Below are 18,295 nucleotides of genomic sequence, written 5' to 3'. Positions count from 1 at the left end.
GCCCTTAACCCTCCAGCGTGATGTGAATATTGGAATAGGCATCCACCGACACCTGATTGCCGGGGTGGATCACCACGGTTGACCCGCTGTCCTCGATGATGGCCGGTCCCGTAAATGCCATGCCAGGCCGCAGCGCGTCACCGTTATAGATCGCGGCCTCATGCACGCCTTCCAGCGCGTAATCCACCTTGCGGGTGGCTTTGATCGCAGATGCTGCATCAGCCGGGCCAAGGTCCGCGGGGGCCATGGTCAGCTTGCCGACCTCAGCGCGTGCGACAAGGTGGATGCCCACCATCTCAACCGGGGCATCGAGGCGATAGGTGTATTCCTTTTCGTAAATCGCATGGAATTCCTGCGCGATCTGATCCAGCGATGCATCGGTGATATCGGCACCCAAAGGCACCTCGGTCGTGTGTTCCTGGTTTTGATAGCGGAACTTGCCGTAGCGCAGGAAGCTGACCTTGTCGGTCGCGACGCCCTCGGCCTCGAACGTGGCGCGGGCCTCTCCTTCGGTCCGGGCAAAAATGTCTTCGATCCGCGCCCCGGCGCCTGTTGTCAGGTCCATCAGTTGGGTCGCGAAATAGTCGCGGCGCAGGTCGCTCATCATCATGCCCCATGCCGAAAAGACAGAAGCCGCAGCAGGCACGATGACCTTCTTCATCTGCAATTCCTGCGCCAGCGCCACCGCATGCATCGACCCGCCGCCCCCAAAGGCCAGCAGGGTAAAGTCGCGCGTGTCATGGCCCCGGTTCAGGCTGACGAGCTTGAGCGCATTGACCATGTTGTCATTCGCAATCCGCACAATCCCGCGCGCGGCGTCGTCCACGGTGACATCCAGCTTACTCGCCAGTTCGCTCAGTGCGGTTTCCGCCGAAGTCATATCCGCCTCAACACTGCCGCCGCAGAAGTAGTCGCGATTGATCCGGCCCAGCCAAAGGTTCGCATCGGTTGTCGTGGCTTGCGTTCCGCCTTTGCCATAGGCCGCAGGCCCCGGCACAGCGCCCGCCGATTGCGGCCCGACATGCAGTTTGCCGAAGTCATCGACCCGCGCAATCGACCCGCCGCCATTGCCGATCTCGACCAGATCAACGACCGGCACCATGATCGGGTAGCCCGCAGATTTGCGGCTCCGCTCAATCCAGTAGTCGGTCATGATCTTGACCTCGCCGCCTTCGATCAAGGAGCATTTTGCCGTCGTGCCCCCGATATCGAGCGCGAGGATGTCAGGCTCACCAATCAGCTTGCCCAGCTCCGCAGCCCCCCAAAAGCCAGAGGCCGGGCCGCTTTCGACCATGGTAATCGGGATTTTCGACGTCGCCGCAAGGCTGTCGATCCCGCAGTTGGACTGCATGATATAAGGCGATTTGGGCAACCCGCGTGATTTCAGGCCGTCGTCAAGCTGGCTCAGGTAGCGCGCGGCCACGGGTTGCACAAAGGCGGACAGGACGGTCGTATTCGTCCGCTCATATTCGCGCCACTCGCGGGTGATCTGATGCGAGGCGACAACCGAAACCTCTGGCCAAAGCCCTTCAACCTCGGCCAGCGTTGCTTTTTCATGGTCAGAATTGGCATAGCCGTGCAGCAAGCAGATCGCGACGGCCTGCACCCCCTCTGCGCGGAACATATCCAGAATTTCGGGCAAGCCTGACAGGTCCAGCGGCTGGCGTTCCGCCCCCAGATAGGTCATGCGCCCCGGCACTTCGGCACGCAGATGGCGCGGCACGAAAGGTTCAGGCTTTACGTAGTGCAGGTTGAAAAAATCGGGGCGGTTTCCGCGTGCAATTTCCAAGATGTCGCGGAAGCCTTCGGTGGTGATCAGACCAACGGGCACGCCCTTGCGTTCGGTCAGAGCGTTGATCACGACCGTGGTGCCATGGGCCATGAAATCTACGGTCGCCGGATCAATGCCGCCTTTTTCGAGCACGTTCAGAACGCCAGCCTCGAAATTGGGCGGCGTTGTGTCTGACTTTGCGGTGGTGATTTTCAGCTGACCGTCGGCACCGGTCTCAAACGCCACAAGGTCAGTGAATGTGCCACCAACATCGGTGGCGACACGGCGGGTTGTGTCACTCATGTTTTGGGTCCTGCGGTTTGGGCCGCCAGCAGGAATGCAGCAGCCCCGGGGAGTTTCAACTGGTGCGCGGCGGCAATCCGTTCAGGCGTGAAATGGCCCGCAACGTTCAGGCAATTCAGCGTCCCCATCACCCGGCCATCAACGATGATCGGCAGGTTTAGGCAGCTCTCAAGCCCCAGCGATTGGATCTTTTCCCAATCGGGGAACACCTCGGCAAGCGCTTCGATGGTGTTGCCCACAAAGGTTTCTTGTCGCTCCAGAACCGTCTGCGTCCAGATGTTGTCGATGATCGGTTTTTCGCCGCCCACCGGGTAAGACGCCGGATCATCCGAAAAAATGCGCGCCGCCACGCCGCGGTCCTGATCGACGGTCATGATCGTGAATTGTTTGAGATCAAGATATTCATAGGCCAGTTGCGCCAACGCTCTGAACGCCGCCTGCGATGCGTTTGGTTCGGCCAAGGCCGCGACAAAGGGTGCGTAACTAGCCATGAGGCGATCCGTCCTCACGATCTTCGCCGAACAGGTCCATCGTGTTGACGACCAGAACCGTCACCGTTTCATTGGTTTCGTTCCTTACGGAATGGGGGCGCATGCTCGAAAAATGGATTGAATCGCCGGCACCAATGACCGTCCGCACGCCGTCCACGGTCATCGTCAAGGCCCCCTTGATGATATAGTAAAATTCCTCACCCTGATGGACCATCTCTTCGCTGACAAAGCCGGGCGGGTGATACACCATCAGACTGTTCAGGGTACTGCCATCAAAAGATGTGGACAGCCGTTCGAAATCGAAGGTGCCGCCGGGCGACGCATAGAGTTCGCGCATCTGGGCGCGGCTGGTCTCTGCGGGCTTTGGCGGCGGGTCGAAGAAGTCAGCGATATGTGCGCCCAAAGCGTCGGCCACCGCCGTCAATGACGCCAGCGACGGTGATGTGATATTGCGTTCGACCTGGCTGATGAAGCCGGTCGTCACCCCAGCCTCTTTCGCCACAGCCTCTAGGGTGAGACCCAGCGTTTTGCGGCGTTGGCGCAGCTTGCTGCCCAAATCGGTGGCATCTTCGGCGGATTGAGCGGTGTTCGTTTTTAGCATGACTAAATTAATGTTGACAAACGTCGCCCTTTGTCAAGATGATTGCAGTAGAACTAAAAAATGAATCTGATCTTCTGACGCCGTCCATCTGCTGGGGTCTTGGGGTTATCGGGTCATGGTCAATCAAAGACAGGGGATTTCTCATGCTATTCAACACAAAGACCACGCTTTTGGGCACCACGGTTCTGGCGCTGACGTTGGCGGCAGCCCCCGTTGCCGCCGAGCGGATTTTGCGCACTGACGAAGTCGCGGTCGGTGAAATCGACCCGGCAAAAGGGACGGATTATGCCGATACGGTGCTGGCGATTAACCTTTATGACACGCTGGTTTACCCCAAGCAGGGCGGATCGGGTGTGCAGCCACATCTGGCCACGGACTGGGCGATTGATGGCGCGACCTACACCTTCACGTTGCGCGACGATGTCACGTTCAATTCCGGCAACCCGCTGACCGCCGCTGACGTCGCCTATACGTTTGAGCGGATGATGGCGATGGGCCAGGGCAATTCCAACCTCTTCTCCGGCATCGTTGAAAGCGTCGAAGCGACGGGCGAGCACACGGTTGTCTTCACGCTGGTCGAACCCTTCGCGCCCTTCCTCGCCTCGCTCGTGCGGATGCCGGTTGTTGATATGGCGGTCGTGAAGGCCAACGAAGTGGATGGTGACTGGGCCTCCACATGGATGTCGCAAAACAGCGCGGGTTCGGGCCAATACGCGATCACCAGCCATGATCCGCAGACCGAAACCGTCATGGCCTATGAGCCCGACTACTTCATGGAGCCGGTCGAAAACCATCCCGAAACCGTGCGGTATAGCTATGGGTTGGAGCCCTCCACCGTGCGCGCGCTGATGAGCCGGGGCGAGCATGACATCTCAAGCCAGTGGCTACCACCAGAGGTCTTTGCCGGACTTGCTGATGACGGCGCAACCTTGGTCACCGAGGCCGGTTTGACCGGTGAGTATTTCAAGTTGAACACGCAGCGTGCGCCTTTGGATGATGTGCATTGCCGCCGCGCGCTGGCCTATGCCTTTGACTACGCGACGATGGCGCAACTGACCCAGATCAACGCTGAAGTCTCAACCGGACGGCCAATGAACGGCGCACTTCCGCAGGGCTTGCTTGGGTATGACGCCAGCGTGCCGAATTTTGCGCAGGACATGGCGCTGGCGCAGGAAGAGCTGGAAAAATGTGCCTATGACCCGGCGGAATATCCGTTGGATGTGGCCTTTATCGCGGAAACCCCGGCACGCGAACGCGGCGCGCTGATGATGCAGGCCATCTACAGCACCATGGGCTTTGACGTGGAAATCACACGCACGCCCTGGGCGCTGGTGACTGAGCAGGTCACCGCACCGCCAACCGCGCCGCATGTTGTGGAAATCGCCGTGAACGCGGCCTCACCGGATACGGATTCACTGCTTTATGCGATGTATCATTCCTCGCAGCCGGCCAGCTGGATCGCCTCGTCCTACTACAAGAACCCCGCGCTGGACACGCTGCTGGATCAGGCCCGGATTGAAACCGACCCGGCCGTACGGGAGGATCTTTACAAGCAAGCAAACGCAATTTTGGCAGAGGAAGTGCCTGACATCTTTGCCTATGAATTGTTGGGGGCCTTTGCGGTGCGCGAAGGTGTGACCTTCCACAACCTTGCAGACCCGGCCCTGACCTACCCGACCTCTGGGTTCAACATGCGGTTCGCGGATATTTCGGTTCCTGAAGCTGAATAATCCGTTCTCCCTGAATTGGGGCCGCGCTGAACTTGTGCGGCCCCAATTTGCACGTCTCCCGAAAGGTGTAGCTTGTCGATTTTCAAAAGACTTTTGGGGCGTCTGGGCGCGTCGCTGATCGTATTGGTCGGCGTGTCGATGCTCATCTTCTTCATCGCCCGCATCATCCCTGGTGACCCTGCACGCATTGCCCTAGGCCCCCGCGCAACCGACGCGCAGGTGGAACAAATGCGCGAAGCCCTGAACCTGAACGAACCCATCATCGTACAATACGGCCTGTTCATGAGTGATCTTGTCCGCGGCGACCTTGGTATCTCGCTGTATTCCAATCGGCCGGTGATGACCGATCTGCTTGAATATCTGCCCGCCACGCTGGAACTGGTCCTGCTTGCGGGATTCATGATGGTGATGATCGGGCTGCCACTTGGCGCAATCTCCGCCCGCTATCGTGGGCGATGGCCGGACAATCTGGTGCGGGTTATCACCTTGCTCGCGGTCTCTGCACCTGCCTTTGTCTGGGCGGTGGGGCTGGTTTTGGTCTTTGCCTATTTCACCCCGCTTTTCCCGATCACAGGTCGGATCAGCGACACGTTGGAGGTTGAGCGGTTAACCGGCTTCATGCTGATCGACACGCTCGCCGCCGGTCGCTTTGACGCCTTCGCCTCGGCCATCCACCACCTGATCCTGCCCGCCTTTGCGCTTTCGCTGTCGGGCATCGGGCAGGCCGCGCGTCTGACACGGTCGAACATGATTGCGACCTATGAACAGCCCGCGATTGAGATGGCGCAGGCCTACGGCTTTTCAGAGGCCCGCATCGCGCGGCGCTATGCCTTCAAGCCGTCGCTTATACCGTCCCTGACGATCATCGGGCTCGACTTCGCGGCCCTCCTTGGCAATGCCTTTCTGGTGGAGGTCATCTTCGCCTGGCCCGGCCTGTCCCGCTACGGTGTAGGGGTGATCCTGCAAAAAGATCTGAACGCGATTGTGGGCACCGTCCTGATCATCTCGGCCACCTTCCTAATCGCCAATATCATTGTCGATTTTCTGGTTTCGGTTCTTAACCCCCGGATCAGATACTCTGAGGACAACAAATGAAACGCGCCGCGTACATCCTGTTGTCCAACCCGCTGTCGGTGATTGGCCTTTTGCTGGTGGGGTTGGTGCTGTTCTGCGCCATCTTCGCGGATTTCATAGCGCCATATCCCGACCACGCTGGCGCCGTGATCAACTTTGCCTTTGCAAACAAGCCGCCCTCGGCTGACTACCTGTTGGGCACCGACGTAGTGGGCCGCGATCTCCTGACGCGGATCATCTATGCTTATCAAGTCGCCCTTGGCATGGGGCTGGTGGTGCTGCTGATCGCCCCGCCCATCGGTGTCGCTGTTGGGCTGATCGCAGGATACATAGGCGGCTGGACGGATTTCATCCTGATGCGCATTTCCGACATCTTCCTGTCGATCCCACCCTTGGTGCTGGCCCTTGCCATCATGGGCCTTTTAGAACCAACGCTGCTCAACGCCATGCTGGCGATCACCGCAATGTGGTGGCCGTGGTATGCGCGGCTGGTCTACAACATCACGCGCGGTGAAAAGGTCGAAGGTTACGTGCTGGCGGCTGAGGTCATCGGTGCGTCCAAAGCCCACATCATGTTCCGCGAAATCTTACCCAATTGCGTGCCTGCGATTGTCACCAAGATGACGCTCGATTTCGGTTTTGTGATCCTGATCGCCTCATCGCTCAGCTTCCTTGGGCTGGGCGTGCAGGCACCGACGCCGGACCTTGGCTCGATGGTATCAGAGGGCACGAAGTACCTGCCTGACAGCTGGTGGATGACGGTGTTCCCGGGGCTAGCCATTGTGGTCGCCGTCTTTGGGTTCAACCTTGTCGGCGACGTGCTGCGCGACGTGTTAGAGCCTGATTGATGTCTGATCCCCTCACCCTTGATATCAAAGACCTGCGGCTGTCCTTCAAAAACTGGTCCGGCACCACTGAGGTCCTGCATGGCATCGACCTGAAAATCGCGCCGGGCGAACGCGTGGCGCTTGTGGGCGAAAGCGGGTCGGGAAAATCTGTAACCTCGCGTATCGTGCTGGGCACAATGCAAGATGTGCGCAGCGCCCGCGTCAGTGGGCAGGTGTATTTCGAAGGCACGGACCTGTCCGCGCTGACATCCGCGGACCGCCGTGCCTTGCGCGGGCGCGATATCTCGATGATTTTCCAGGATCCCACCTCTGCGTTGAACCCCGTCTTTCGGATTGGGGAGCTGTTTCAAGAGGTGCTGAAACGCCGCGACCCACAGGTAACAAAGGCGCAGGCACGCGAAAAGGCCGCCAAAATCCTGCATGATGTGTCCATTGAGGACACCGACCGCGTGCTCGACAGCTACTCGTTCCAGCTGTCTGGCGGTATGAACCAACGGGTCATGATCGCAATGGCGCTGATCAATGAACCGCGCTTGTTGCTGGCCGATGAGCCGGGCACCGCGCTGGATGTGACGGTGCAGGCCCAAACCTTGGCGCTGATGCGCGATCTTGTAGAGCAGCAAGGCACCTCAGTGCTGTTCATCTCGCACAACCTTGGCGTCGTGCGCGAATTCGCCGACCGGATTTACGTCATCTACCAAGGCCGGATCGTCGAGCACGGAGCGACCAAAGCCCTGTTCGACGCCCCACAGCATCCCTACACTAAGGCGCTACTGTCCGCGATCCCGCGCCTGACGGGCGGCGGCGTGCCGGATATCGAAGAACGCTCGCCGGACTTTGAAGCGCCCCTCATTGACCATGCAAAGGTGCCGTGATGCCTGACCCGATCCTGTCGCTGCACGCGGTCACCAAAGAATTTCACGTCGGCAAATCCGTTGTAACAGCCGTCGACAACGTGACCATGGACGTGGCGGAGGGCGAATGCCTTGCCATCGTGGGCGAAAGCGGGTCTGGCAAAAGCACCATCGCCAATATGATCCTTGGTCTGTTTCCCGCCACCAAAGGGCAAATCAGCTATCGCGGCACCGAATTGCCCGCCAAACGAACGCTTCAACACCGCAGCCAAATCCAACTGGTCCAGCAAAACCCACTGTCCGCCCTGAACCCGCGCCGCTCTGTCGGGGCGTCGCTGCGGCTGGCCTTGGACGTGCACGATCACGGTGCGGCGTCCGAGCGGCCCGCAATGGTCGCAGCCTTGCTAGAGGAAGTCGGGCTCGATCCCGCCATGGCCTCCCGCGCGCCCTCTGGCATGTCGGGCGGCCAGCGTCAGCGCATCGCGATTGCCCGCGCCCTGGCCTGCCAATCGCAGATCGTGGTGCTGGATGAACCGACCTCGGCCTTGGACGTGTTGGTGCAGGCCCGCGTGCTGCGCCTATTGAATGACCTGCGCGAAAAGCGGGGCCTGACCTATCTGTTCATCACCCATGATCTATCGGTGGTGCGCAATATCGCGGATCGCGTCGCGGTCTTTCAACGGGGCCAGCTGGTGGAACTGGCCGAGACTGAAACCCTGTTTGAAAACCCAACCAACCTCTACACGCGCACGCTAATCTCAGCGGTCCCCGTCGTGTCTCAATCCGAAATCGCCCTGCGCGACAGGCTGGCAGCCGGGGCCACAGATGCGCGCTAGCAAGGTCATCACCGCCGTGGAGGCCCATGCCGAAGGCGAGGGCGGGCGGGTCATCACCGCAGGTCTGCCGCCTCTCAAAGGTGCCACGGTCAAAGATAAGATGCTCTATATGCAGGCGCATCACGACGATATCCGCACCCTGATGCTGCAAGAACCGCGCGGCAATCCGGCGCTGTGCTGCAATGCCATCGTGCCGCCCTGCCACCCCGACGCGCAGGCCGGGTTCCTCATCATGGAGCAGACCGAATATCCGCCGATGTCCGGCAGCAACACGATCTGCGTCGTGACCGTGCTGCTGGAAACCGGCGTCATCGCGATGCAAGAACCCGTCACCAATCTGACGTTGGAGGCCCCTGCCGGGCTGATCAAGGTTGAGGCCACCTGCAAGGACGGCAAGGTCAAACAGGTGAAATTCCGCAACGTCCCCGCCTTTGCCCTGCATCTGGATGTGGCGCTGGACGTGCCCGGATTTGGCGCGATCACCGCCGATATCGCATGGGGCGGCATGTTCTACGTCATCGCGGACGCGGCCCAATTCGGCCTTGGCCTGACCTCGGATGAGGGCTTCGAGATCGTGAAAGCCTGCGAAGCCATGCTGTCGGCCAGCCGGGAACAGTTCCCCGTCACCCACCCGATTGATCCGGAATTTACTGGCCCCACAATCTCGCAACTGACCCTGCCGCCTGACCAAACAGGCCATGACGGGATCAGCGCGGTGTCAGTCTCGGGCGGGGCGTATAGGCCCAATGGGATCACCGGCGCGCTTGACCGCTCACCCTGCGGCACCGGCACCAGCGCGAAAATGGCGGTGCTGCACGCCAAGGGCCTGCTTGCGCAGGGGCAGGATTATGTGAACGCAGGCCCGCTCCGCACGACCTTCACCGGCCAGATCGAAGAGACCACCAAGATCGGCGCCCATGAGGCCATCATCCCCAGCATTTCCGGGCGCGGCTGGATTTCAGGGATCAGTCAATACCTGCTGGACCCTAGCGACCCGTTCCAAACAGGCTTTACGGTAGGCGATATCTGGGCAGGGTAGTCATATGCACGACCCCTTTACCCTATCCGTGATCCAAGCCGGCTTTGAAAACGCAGCGGAAGAGATGTTCGCCGTGCTGCGCAAAACCGCGATGAGCCCGATCATCTACGAAGTGCTTGATGTCGGCACGGGCATCACAGATGCACAAGGGCGCTTGGTCAGTTCCGGCGCGGGCATCCCGACCTTTGTAGGCGTGCTCGACAAGGCAGTGAAGGTCATAGTGGACCGCTACGGCGACAGCCTGGCCGACGGTGACATCTTCATCACCAACGATCCCAACCATGGGGGCGTGACCCACCTCAATGATGTGTGGTCATAGCCAAGCCAGTATTCTTTGATGGCCAGTGTGTCGCCTTTACGGCCTCCATCGCGCATTGGGGCGATATTGGCGGCAAAGTACCGGGGTCGATGGCCAGCGATGTGACCGAAATTTTCGCCGAAGGCCTGCACCTGCCCCCCGTGCGCCTGTTCAACGCAGGCGTCCAGAACGCGGCAGTATTTGACATCATCCAGATCAATTCGCGCCTACCCGACTTTGTACACGGTGATCTTTGGGCGCAGATCGCAGCCAGCAATAGCGCGGAACGTCAGCTTTTGGCGATTTATAAAAACCATGGGGCCAAGACGGTCACGGTGGCGATGAAAGATGCTTTTGCCGCGGGTCGTGCGCGGGCATTGGCAGGTCTTGCAGCGCTGCCGAAAGGCACCTTTTCCATCAAAGAAGAACAAGACGACGGCAAGATATCGCACGCCACGATCACAGTCACCGACGACACCTTCGAGGTCAACCTGACCAACGCCCCGCCCGACGGCGGCACCCCCTACAACACCAGCCGCGATGGGGCCGTCATCGCCTGCCAGATGATGTTCAAAGCGCTCTGCGATCCCGAACGCTTTGCCAATTTCGGATCATTCTCACCCCTGCGGGTGATAACCCAGGAAGGCACGGTGTTCCACGCCGGGCCAACAACACCCCAAGGCTATTATTTTGAGACCCGCATCCGGCTGTTCGACATGCTTTGGCACTGTATGGCGCGGGCGCTTCCGGGGCGTTTGCCCGCCGGGTCGTTTTCGTCGATTTTCGGCACCGTGATTGCGGGGCAACACCCGGATACGGGACGGAAATACACAATGGTCGAACCGCAAATGGGCGGTTGGGGAGCGACCTCTGAGCGCGACGGCCTCCACGCGATGTTCTCCCCTAACCACGGGAATACGTTCAATTGTCCCGTGGAAATCTGTGAAGCCCGTTATGGTTTGAACGTCGTGCAAAAGGGGTTAGCAGCGCGGCAATGCAACGCCACGGGCCATACAGGTGGGCATGGCGTCAGTGTCACCTACGAGGCGCGCGCCAGCCAGCCTGTCGGTCGGCTACACCCGCGCACGCATACCTGTGTGGTCTCTCAACGATCAACCGCCCGGCGGGACAAACACCATGGTTATCGAGCGCATGTCGAGACCCGTGGAAACATATCAATTTGCCAGTGGCGTCGCCATGCAAGCGGGCGATCGCATCCATATCAAAACCGCAGTTGGTGGACACGCATAGCGGGGCGTCAAAGGACTCAGGACTGCAGAATTGCTACATTTTGGGCGCAATGAGGTGTGATCATAAATGTTATGATGACACCTGCAATGTCAGTAGACACCAGCGTAGACGGCGCAGGCTGCTTCGACGTCCATGTCTTTTACGTGGTCCGCCTCCGCGGCCTTATGGGCCGCATATAGCTCCCCAAATCCGTCCGGGAACCACGATAGGACGGTGCTATCATTGCAAAACCGTGACACAGCGGCGTCCAGAGTTTCGGGCAATCGCTCAAACCCGCGCTTGGCGAGATCTTCGCCTGACAAAAGTGACAGGTCGTCGGTTGTTGGTTGCGGCGTGCCAAGCGCCTCTTCAATCCCCTGACATCCCGCATGAACGAGTGCGGCTAGGGCAAGGTGCGGACAGGCGGCGGCATCTGCCGCGCGGTATTCAAGGTTGAACTGCGCGGCTTTCTTGGCAGGATCTTGCGACGATGTCGGGCAAATGCGCAGCGATGCCTCGCGGTCCTGATCGCCAAGGTTGTTATATGCCGCTGACCAGCGGTGCGGGGTCAACCGTTCATAAGAAATCACCGAAGGTGCAGTCAGCGCGAGGATGCTGGGCAGGTACTTCAAAACCCCTGCCGCAAAGGAGCCGGTGAGGTTTGACATGCCGCTTGGGCCTTCTGGGTCAAAGGTGACGGGCTTGCCGGACTTGTCCAGAAAACTGAAATGGATGTGCACGCCGTTGCCCACCGAAGCGATATCCTGGATCGGGGCAAACGTGGCCGCTTGGCCGTGATGGCGGGCAATCATATGGGTCAACTCGCGCAGGATGACAGCGTCGTCCGCCGCGCACAGGCCGATGGCGGGGGTCACTACGACCTCGAATTGGTTTGCACCATATTCCTTCATGATGCTGTCTGGCGCGATGCCCGCGTCAGACAATGCGCCCATAAGATATTCGCACAAACCTCGCTGATCCTCAAACGCGCGCAGGCCAAACCCCTGATGGACAATGGCGGGCGGCCCTTTGAGCTGAAACTCATGTTCAAAGGCAGCTTTCAACGTGACACCGGCCACGTCGTTCAGGCGGTCTAGCGCGGTGCGCAGAATGTGGCGCATACAGAAGGGCCAGGGCGTATCGTCCAGATGTTTGATATCCCCGAGCATGACTTGGGTCGCGGGGCGATCATCCAAATTCAATTTCATTTCCGCCGATGGGTCCGGCACCAACTTAAGGTCACCCAGCGACCCGAACGGGCTGTCGGCAATGCCATCAAAACAGGTGATCTGGATGTTGGTCGGCACCCAGCCGACGCCGCGCCGAAGCCGCTTTTCCAACTGATCCGCAGGGAAAGCCTTGCCGCGCACCTTTCCGGACAGATCACAGGTTGCCGCCAAAATCAGAGGTGTCGGTTGTGTCATTCACTCGGCCTTTCCAGATGCCTCAGACGATCCCAAGCTTTGATCCGTTCGCGCGCGCTGTCCCAGTTATCTTCGGCGATGCGTGTGACGATGGCTTCCGTCACGGCCAAAGCGGAAGAATAGGTGTCCCACAACGTGCCGGAGTCGATGGGCACAGCCAAAACCTCGCTGCTGTGGCGCGCGACGGGAGAGATCCATTTGTCCGTCATCAAGACAATCTGCACGCCACGTTCTTCCTGCGCTATGCGCGCCAGCATTTCCAGAGCCTGTTGGTATCTTCGGAAATCCACAAGGAACAAAACGTCCCCCTGTTTCATGCGTAACAGATAGTCGGGCCATTGCTCGCTGGATTGCGGAATGTGATAGACTCTTTCGCGGGCCTGCCGCAGGTGGAATGTCAGATGCGCCGCGATTGTGTCGCTGATCCGCCCGCCAATCGCATAGACCGAGCGTTTGCGGTTGGACAGTGTTTGACAGATGCGATCGAACTGATCTTCGGTGATAGCATCGCCGGCCACAGCCATTTGCGCGACCGTTTTTTGCAAAAAGTCCGCCAGATACCCGCCTTCTATGGTGCGTGGGCCATCATGAATGTCCACGGGGCTGCGATCCCCATCCTTCAGTTCATCGATGAGGTCGCGCTGGAACTCTTGATACCCGTTCAGGCCAATCTTGGTCACAAAGCGCGAGATTGAGGCCATTGAGACCTCGGACCGTTCGGCCAACTCCTGAATCGACGTCAAACCAGCATAGGGATAGTCCGCCAAAATCGCGGTCGCGAGCTTGCGTTCACCAGCCGTTAGCGTGCTGGCAGACGTTTCAATCCGTCCTTTGATTGTCAAAAATTCTGTTCCCATCTTGCGGTCCATAGTGAGTGAATAAAATTTTTCATTCAATTGAAAAAAGTTGACTCTGGAAAAAATTCATCAATGCTGGTGTATAAGGATGCGGCATGCCTGCGTCCTCCTGCAACGCATTTGACTGGGGCGGTCGCGTGGAGAGTACGATATCTTACGATCCTTTGTTGTCAGCGTGTGATCCGTCGCCGGTTGAGGTGTACAATGCCAATGCAACAAGCCCAATCTTATTGCTGTGTGAACATGCCGGAAATCATATCCCGAATAGGCTGCAAGGCCTCGGGTTGAGCGAGGACGCGCGGACCAGCCACATTTCTTGGGATATCGGAGCGGATCAACTAGCGCGCAGCCTTTCGGATCGGCTGCGCGCGCCCTTGATCCTGCAACGCTTCAGCCGGTTGGTCATAGATTGCAACAGACCGCCCGGGGCTACGGGATCGTTTTGTGAAACCTCGGACGGGGTGGTCATTCCAGGCAACGCCGGTCTGGACCGAGAAGCGAAAGATGCGCGGCAGCGGGCGATTTTTGACCCTCTGGACAGGGCCATTAAAGATGCGCTCACGGAGCGCAAATACTTGGCGGCATTTTCAATTCACACTTTTACCCAGACTTTGGGGGGCAAGGCGCGGCCATGGCACGCAGGGTTTCTTTCGAGACAGGATACCGCGATGGCCGAGGCGTTGATGGGTCATATCAGCGCCCAAGTCCCGACCCTGAACCTCGCCCTGAACCAACCCTACCAGATTGATGACACCAGTGATTGGTTCATCCCCCGCCACGCAGAACCGCGCGGGTTACGCCACACGTTGATCGAGATCTCGCAACGACCTTGTGGTGGACAAAGCGGGGCAAGATCGATGGGCCGACTTGCTCGCCGGTGCGATTCAGGCCGGTTTGGAGGATCGCCCATGACCCTGTCACGCGACGTGCCCCTACAGGCAGACCAATCCGCCTTGCTGTTTATCGATGTGCAAAACTTCGCGGCCCACAGGGACGGCGCGGAATTTGACGGGCTGAGCGACGCCGCATTTGAATCCAAATACGGGGCTTTCTTTGCAGGCCTGAAAGAACGCGTCATTCCCAATATGCAGACCCTTCAAGCCGCCTGCCGCAAGGCCGGGATTGAGGTGATGTATACCACGATTGAAAGCCTGACCCTGGACGGGCGGGATCGCTCGCTCGACTATAAGATCACAGGCTTCAACGTCCCCAAAGGATCGTGGGACGGAAAGGTAATCGACCAGATTGCGCCACAAGGGGACGAGATCGTGCTGCCGAAATCATCTTCCTCGGTCTTCGTCTCAACCCATATCGACTATGTGCTGCGCAACCTTGGGGTCAAACAGCTCGTGATTTCCGGCATCCTGACGGATCAATGCGTGGAAAGCGCTGTCCGCGATGCCTGTGACCTTGGCTATCTGGTCACGCAAGTGACGGATGCCTGCCTGACCTACACCGCCGAACGGCACCAAAATTCAATCCGTGCGATCAAGGGCTATTGCCGTCAGGTGACGACAGCAGAGCTGCTCGCAGAACTGGAGGCAGGCTAATGGAAAAAGCGCTCAAAGCAGTCATGGACGCGATTGAGGCGGACACGGACCATGTCGTTTCCTTGACCCAAGACCTTGTCCGCATTCCATCGGTGAACCCCAAGTTTCAAGCCGAACAAGGGCTGAACCGCGAAGCCGATGTGCAGGACAGGATCGAACAGGAACTGCGCCCGCTTGATTTTGGGATTGAGCGGTTTGAGACCTTTGAAAACCGTCCCAATGTGGTCGCAGACCTACCCGGCTCAGAGGACAAAAGCATGATCCTGTGCGGCCATGTGGATGTGGTGCCTGTCGGCGATGCCAATGCCTGGGCGCGTGATCCGTTCGGGGGCCAGTTGGATGCTGGCAAGATCTGGGGCCGCGGCGCTGTGGACATGAAGGGCGGCGTGGCGGCCTGCATTTCGGCGGCGCGGGCGATCCGCGAGGCTGGCATTGAACTGGAGGGTCGGCTGTCGGTTCACACCGTTGTCGATGAAGAGGCGGGTGGTTTCGGCGCGATTGACGTGGTGGCGCGCGGCCATCTGGCCAAACACGCGATTATTGCAGAACCGACATGGGGCGATGTGATCCCGGCGGAAGGCGGCCTCGATTGGACCAAGATCACCATCTTCGGCAAGCAATCCCATGCGGGTTGGCGCTACAACATGATCTGGCCGCAGCATGACACGCCCGGCCGACTGGAACCGGGCGTAAACGCGATTGAGCTGGCCGCACGTTTCATCTCAGCCCTGCGCGATTTTGAAGCCAGCCGTTGCCGTGACAACAACCACCACCTCATGCCCGCCGGTCTGGCGACGATCAATCCGGGCACGATCATGGGTGGCGCGGGCATGGGCGAAGATGGCAACCCGGCGGTCATGACCAACGCTGCGATGATGTCGGACGTCTGCACCATCGTGCTGGACTACAAATTCATGCCGCAGGAAAGCTTTGCTGATGTGAAGGCCGAGTTTGAGGCCTTCGTGCATCACTTTGCGCAAATGGACCCTTGGATGCGAGATAATCCTCCCAAGATCGAATGGTCGCTGTGGGACCTCCACTTTCCCCCGATGAACACGCCAGAGGATCATCCGCTGACCCAAGCAGCCTTAGCCCGCGCTGCACAGTTGCAAGCCAAACCTCCGCGCATAAAAGGGTTCGAGGCTGTCACAGACGCGGCACATTACGCAGGCAAAGGCGTGGTACCGATTATATATGGCCCGGCGGGGGACGGGTTCCACGGCGATAACGAATGCGTCGAGGTGGACAGCCTGATCGAGACCACCAAGGTCATCGCCGCGACCGTTCTGGACATGTGTGGCGTCAAATCATGAGCGATTTGAAACATATCGACACCAGCCACGCGCGGCTTGCCTATCGCGAAAGTGCGGGAACCGGCTTGCCGGTCGTGATGATCCACGGCAATTCCACTTGCCGTGAGGTGTTTCGCAACCAGCTTGATGGCGCAATAGGGGCGGCCCATCGGTGCATTGCGTTTGACTTGCCGGGGCATGGGGACAGTGACGACGCTACGGACCCGGATCGTAGCTACAACGTGCAGGGCTATGGCGCTGCCGCGATTGAACTGATGCAAAAGCTGGGTATCGCACGCTACGCGGTGCTCGGCTGGTCGCTGGGCGGGCATATCGCGATTGATATGATGGCGCAAACTGCTCCGCTTGCGGGCGTGATGATCACAGGCTCCCCGCCGATCACCCAGGGCAAGGGCGCAATGGCGGAAGGATTTACCGGAGATATCGAGCATTCCATCGCGTCCAAACAGATCCTGAGCGATGAAGAAATAGACATGTTTGCGCATGGCACCTGTGGTCCTGACGCGCCCTATGACCCGTTCCTGAGAGAGGCGGTCGCGCGGTGCGACGGGCGCAGCCGGGCTTTGATGATTGCCAAATTGGCCTGTGGCGTCGGCCCCAACCAACAGGTCATCGCCACGAATGCGCCCGTGCCCTTCGCCATCGTAAACGGCGCGGAAGACGCCTTTATCCACAACGATTTTATCGCTGGGCTGTCATACAAAAACATCTGGGAAAACAAGGTGCATAACATTGCGGGCATCGGCCATGCGCCGTTTTGGGAAGCACCCGATCAGTTCGAGACCTATCTGAGCCGATTTCTAACAACACTCAACTGAACCCACTGGGAGAATGAACATGAAACGTAGAACTTTACTTGCCGCATCCACCGCCATCGCTCTGTTGGCGCAAGCAGGCATCGCCGCCGCTGAGGTCGTCAAGATCGGCGTGCTGGCCCCTGTCTCGGGCGCGCAGGCCGCAGATGGTGCCGAAATGGTCAATGGCGCGCAGATGGCCATTGATGAATTAAACGCCGCAGGTGGGGTGGCGGGGTACACGTTTGAGCTTGCCGTGGGCGACGTGGTTGACGGGGCCGCTGACAAAGTGACCACCGCTGCAGAGCGTCTGCTGGGCGACCGGGACATGGGCGCGATCATGACTGGCTATGCCTCCGGCTCGAACTTCGAGATCGAGCTGATGGCCGAAATGGAAATGATCTACATGATCTCGGCGAACTCCTCACAGACGGCCGAGATCATCTCGCCCGACCCGGATGCTTTTCCAACCGTTTGGTCGCTGACCCCGTCTTTCGCGGGCTACAACACCGAAATTGTGCCGGTGATTGATGGGCTTGCAGCAGACGGAAAACTGGATCTGCCGAACAAGAAGGTCGCGTTAGTCGCGTCGGACAACCCTTATTCCAAGGGCATCGCTGATGGCATGGTCGAGGCTTTCGCTGCGGCAGGCTGGGATGTCGTGACCAACGACCTTGTGCCATTCGGTGAAATCAACGACTGGCGCGGGTTCCTTGGCACAGTGCGGGACGCTGAGCCATCGGTCATCATCAACACCGACTACGTGTCGTCCAATGCCGCATTGTTTGTGTCGCAATTCAACGAAGACCCAACCGACAGCCTCGTGTTCATCCAGTACGCGCCGTCGGTGCCGGAATTTGTTGAACTGACGAAGGAGCAATCCTCGGGCATCGTCTACAACCTGTTGGGCGGCATCCTGAACACGCCGACCAACCCACGTGCGGCAGAGGTGATCGCGAAATACGAAGACGCGTTCGGTGTAGAACCGGGCACCTATGGTGCGGCGCTGTATGAACAGGTGCTGATCTACGCGGCTGCCCTGGAAGAGGTCGGCGACCCCGCAGACCGCGTGGCCATTGGGGAAGCCATCGGCGCGTCATCGACGCAGACGGCGATGGGTATGGTGTCGTTTGATCCTGAAACCCACCTTGCGGTTCAATCAAACGACGGTATTCCACTTCAGTTCTACCAAATTCAGGACGGTGAGCGGGCACTGTTTTACCCGCCGGTATATGCCACAGGCGAATTTGTTGAGCCGTCTTGGATGCAATGACCTCCCTGA

17 protein-coding genes are annotated in these 18,295 nt (G+C 59.1%); 12 read left to right on the top strand and 5 right to left on the bottom strand.

Annotated features, from left to right (window positions below):
* Positions 1-4: 4 nt before the first annotated feature.
* The 3 genes from ACZ1G7_RS16135 to ACZ1G7_RS16125 are packed head-to-tail and all read right to left on the bottom strand — an operon-like array spanning position 5 to position 3,166.
* Positions 5-2,074, bottom strand: a complete 2,070-nt coding sequence (locus tag ACZ1G7_RS16135) for a hydantoinase/oxoprolinase family protein (RefSeq protein WP_472660406.1) — start codon at positions 2,072-2,074, stop codon at positions 5-7.
* A complete protein-coding gene (locus tag ACZ1G7_RS16130) occupies positions 2,071-2,565 on the bottom strand; it encodes a GAF domain-containing protein (RefSeq protein WP_472660405.1) in 495 nt (164 codons plus the stop codon). The genes ACZ1G7_RS16135 and ACZ1G7_RS16130 overlap by 4 nt, the downstream gene beginning before the upstream one ends.
* Entirely contained in the window at positions 2,558-3,166 is a 609-nt protein-coding gene (locus ACZ1G7_RS16125) for a helix-turn-helix domain-containing protein (RefSeq protein WP_472660404.1), read from the bottom strand. The genes ACZ1G7_RS16130 and ACZ1G7_RS16125 overlap by 8 nt, the downstream gene beginning before the upstream one ends.
* A 143-nt stretch (positions 3,167-3,309) precedes the next feature.
* Here ACZ1G7_RS16125 and ACZ1G7_RS16120 point away from each other — a divergent pair, with 143 nt between their 5' ends.
* The 8 genes from ACZ1G7_RS16120 to ACZ1G7_RS16085 all read left to right on the top strand — a co-directional run bounded on the left by ACZ1G7_RS16120 (position 3,310) and on the right by ACZ1G7_RS16085 (position 11,149).
* On the top strand, positions 3,310-4,896 hold the full coding sequence (locus ACZ1G7_RS16120) for an ABC transporter substrate-binding protein (protein WP_472660403.1): 1,587 nt from the start codon (positions 3,310-3,312) through the stop codon (positions 4,894-4,896).
* A 72-nt stretch (positions 4,897-4,968) separates the two neighbouring features.
* Positions 4,969-5,991, top strand: a complete 1,023-nt coding sequence (locus ACZ1G7_RS16115) for an ABC transporter permease (RefSeq protein WP_472660402.1) — start codon at positions 4,969-4,971, stop codon at positions 5,989-5,991.
* Positions 5,988-6,818: an ABC transporter permease gene (locus tag ACZ1G7_RS16110; RefSeq protein WP_472660401.1), complete on the top strand. Its 831-nt coding sequence runs from the start codon at positions 5,988-5,990 to the stop codon at positions 6,816-6,818. Before ACZ1G7_RS16115 ends, ACZ1G7_RS16110 begins: the two co-directional genes overlap by 4 nt.
* Complete coding sequence (locus ACZ1G7_RS16105) at positions 6,818-7,693, top strand: ABC transporter ATP-binding protein (protein ID WP_472660400.1); 876 nt, start codon at positions 6,818-6,820, stop codon at positions 7,691-7,693. Before ACZ1G7_RS16110 ends, ACZ1G7_RS16105 begins: the two co-directional genes overlap by 1 nt.
* Positions 7,693-8,508, top strand: a complete 816-nt coding sequence (locus tag ACZ1G7_RS16100) for an ABC transporter ATP-binding protein (protein WP_472660399.1) — start codon at positions 7,693-7,695, stop codon at positions 8,506-8,508. The genes ACZ1G7_RS16105 and ACZ1G7_RS16100 overlap by 1 nt, the downstream gene beginning before the upstream one ends.
* Entirely contained in the window at positions 8,498-9,547 is a 1,050-nt protein-coding gene (locus tag ACZ1G7_RS16095; RefSeq protein WP_472660398.1) for a proline racemase family protein, read from the top strand. Before ACZ1G7_RS16100 ends, ACZ1G7_RS16095 begins: the two co-directional genes overlap by 11 nt.
* 4 nt (positions 9,548-9,551) lie before the next feature.
* Positions 9,552-9,866: a hydantoinase B/oxoprolinase family protein gene (locus ACZ1G7_RS16090; protein ID WP_472660397.1), complete on the top strand. Its 315-nt coding sequence runs from the start codon at positions 9,552-9,554 to the stop codon at positions 9,864-9,866.
* Entirely contained in the window at positions 9,857-11,149 is a 1,293-nt protein-coding gene (locus ACZ1G7_RS16085; protein ID WP_472660396.1) for a hydantoinase B/oxoprolinase family protein, read from the top strand. The genes ACZ1G7_RS16090 and ACZ1G7_RS16085 overlap by 10 nt, the downstream gene beginning before the upstream one ends.
* 36 nt (positions 11,150-11,185) lie before the next feature.
* Here the strand turns inward: ACZ1G7_RS16085 and ACZ1G7_RS16080 are convergent, their stop codons facing one another.
* A complete protein-coding gene (locus ACZ1G7_RS16080; protein ID WP_472660395.1) occupies positions 11,186-12,499 on the bottom strand; it encodes a type I glutamate--ammonia ligase in 1,314 nt (437 codons plus the stop codon).
* The gene (locus tag ACZ1G7_RS16075) at positions 12,496-13,356 is read right to left on the bottom strand and encodes a MurR/RpiR family transcriptional regulator (protein WP_472660394.1); all 861 of its coding nucleotides are present in this window, start codon (positions 13,354-13,356) and stop codon (positions 12,496-12,498) included. Before ACZ1G7_RS16075 ends, ACZ1G7_RS16080 begins: the two co-directional genes overlap by 4 nt.
* Before the next feature lie 95 nt (positions 13,357-13,451).
* On the opposite strand from ACZ1G7_RS16075, the gene ACZ1G7_RS16070 reads away from it, so the two are divergent.
* Genes ACZ1G7_RS16070 through ACZ1G7_RS16055 form a run of 4 tightly spaced genes read left to right on the top strand, consistent with a single transcriptional unit; the run spans position 13,452 to position 18,286 of the window.
* Entirely contained in the window at positions 13,452-14,906 is a 1,455-nt protein-coding gene (locus tag ACZ1G7_RS16070; protein ID WP_472660393.1) for an isochorismatase family protein, read from the top strand.
* Positions 14,906-16,219, top strand: a complete 1,314-nt coding sequence (locus ACZ1G7_RS16065) for a M20 family metallopeptidase (protein WP_472660392.1) — start codon at positions 14,906-14,908, stop codon at positions 16,217-16,219. Before ACZ1G7_RS16070 ends, ACZ1G7_RS16065 begins: the two co-directional genes overlap by 1 nt.
* Positions 16,216-17,037: an alpha/beta fold hydrolase gene (locus tag ACZ1G7_RS16060; protein WP_472660391.1), complete on the top strand. Its 822-nt coding sequence runs from the start codon at positions 16,216-16,218 to the stop codon at positions 17,035-17,037. The genes ACZ1G7_RS16065 and ACZ1G7_RS16060 overlap by 4 nt, the downstream gene beginning before the upstream one ends.
* A gap of 19 nt (positions 17,038-17,056) precedes the next feature.
* Positions 17,057-18,286, top strand: a complete 1,230-nt coding sequence (locus ACZ1G7_RS16055) for an ABC transporter substrate-binding protein (RefSeq protein WP_472660390.1) — start codon at positions 17,057-17,059, stop codon at positions 18,284-18,286.
* Positions 18,287-18,295 lie beyond the last annotated feature (9 nt).

The organism is Litoreibacter sp. JB4-2 (assembly GCF_055693445.1).
The sequence above is the reverse complement of the archived record's forward strand: the minus strand, read 5'-3'. Positions and strand labels throughout refer to the sequence as shown.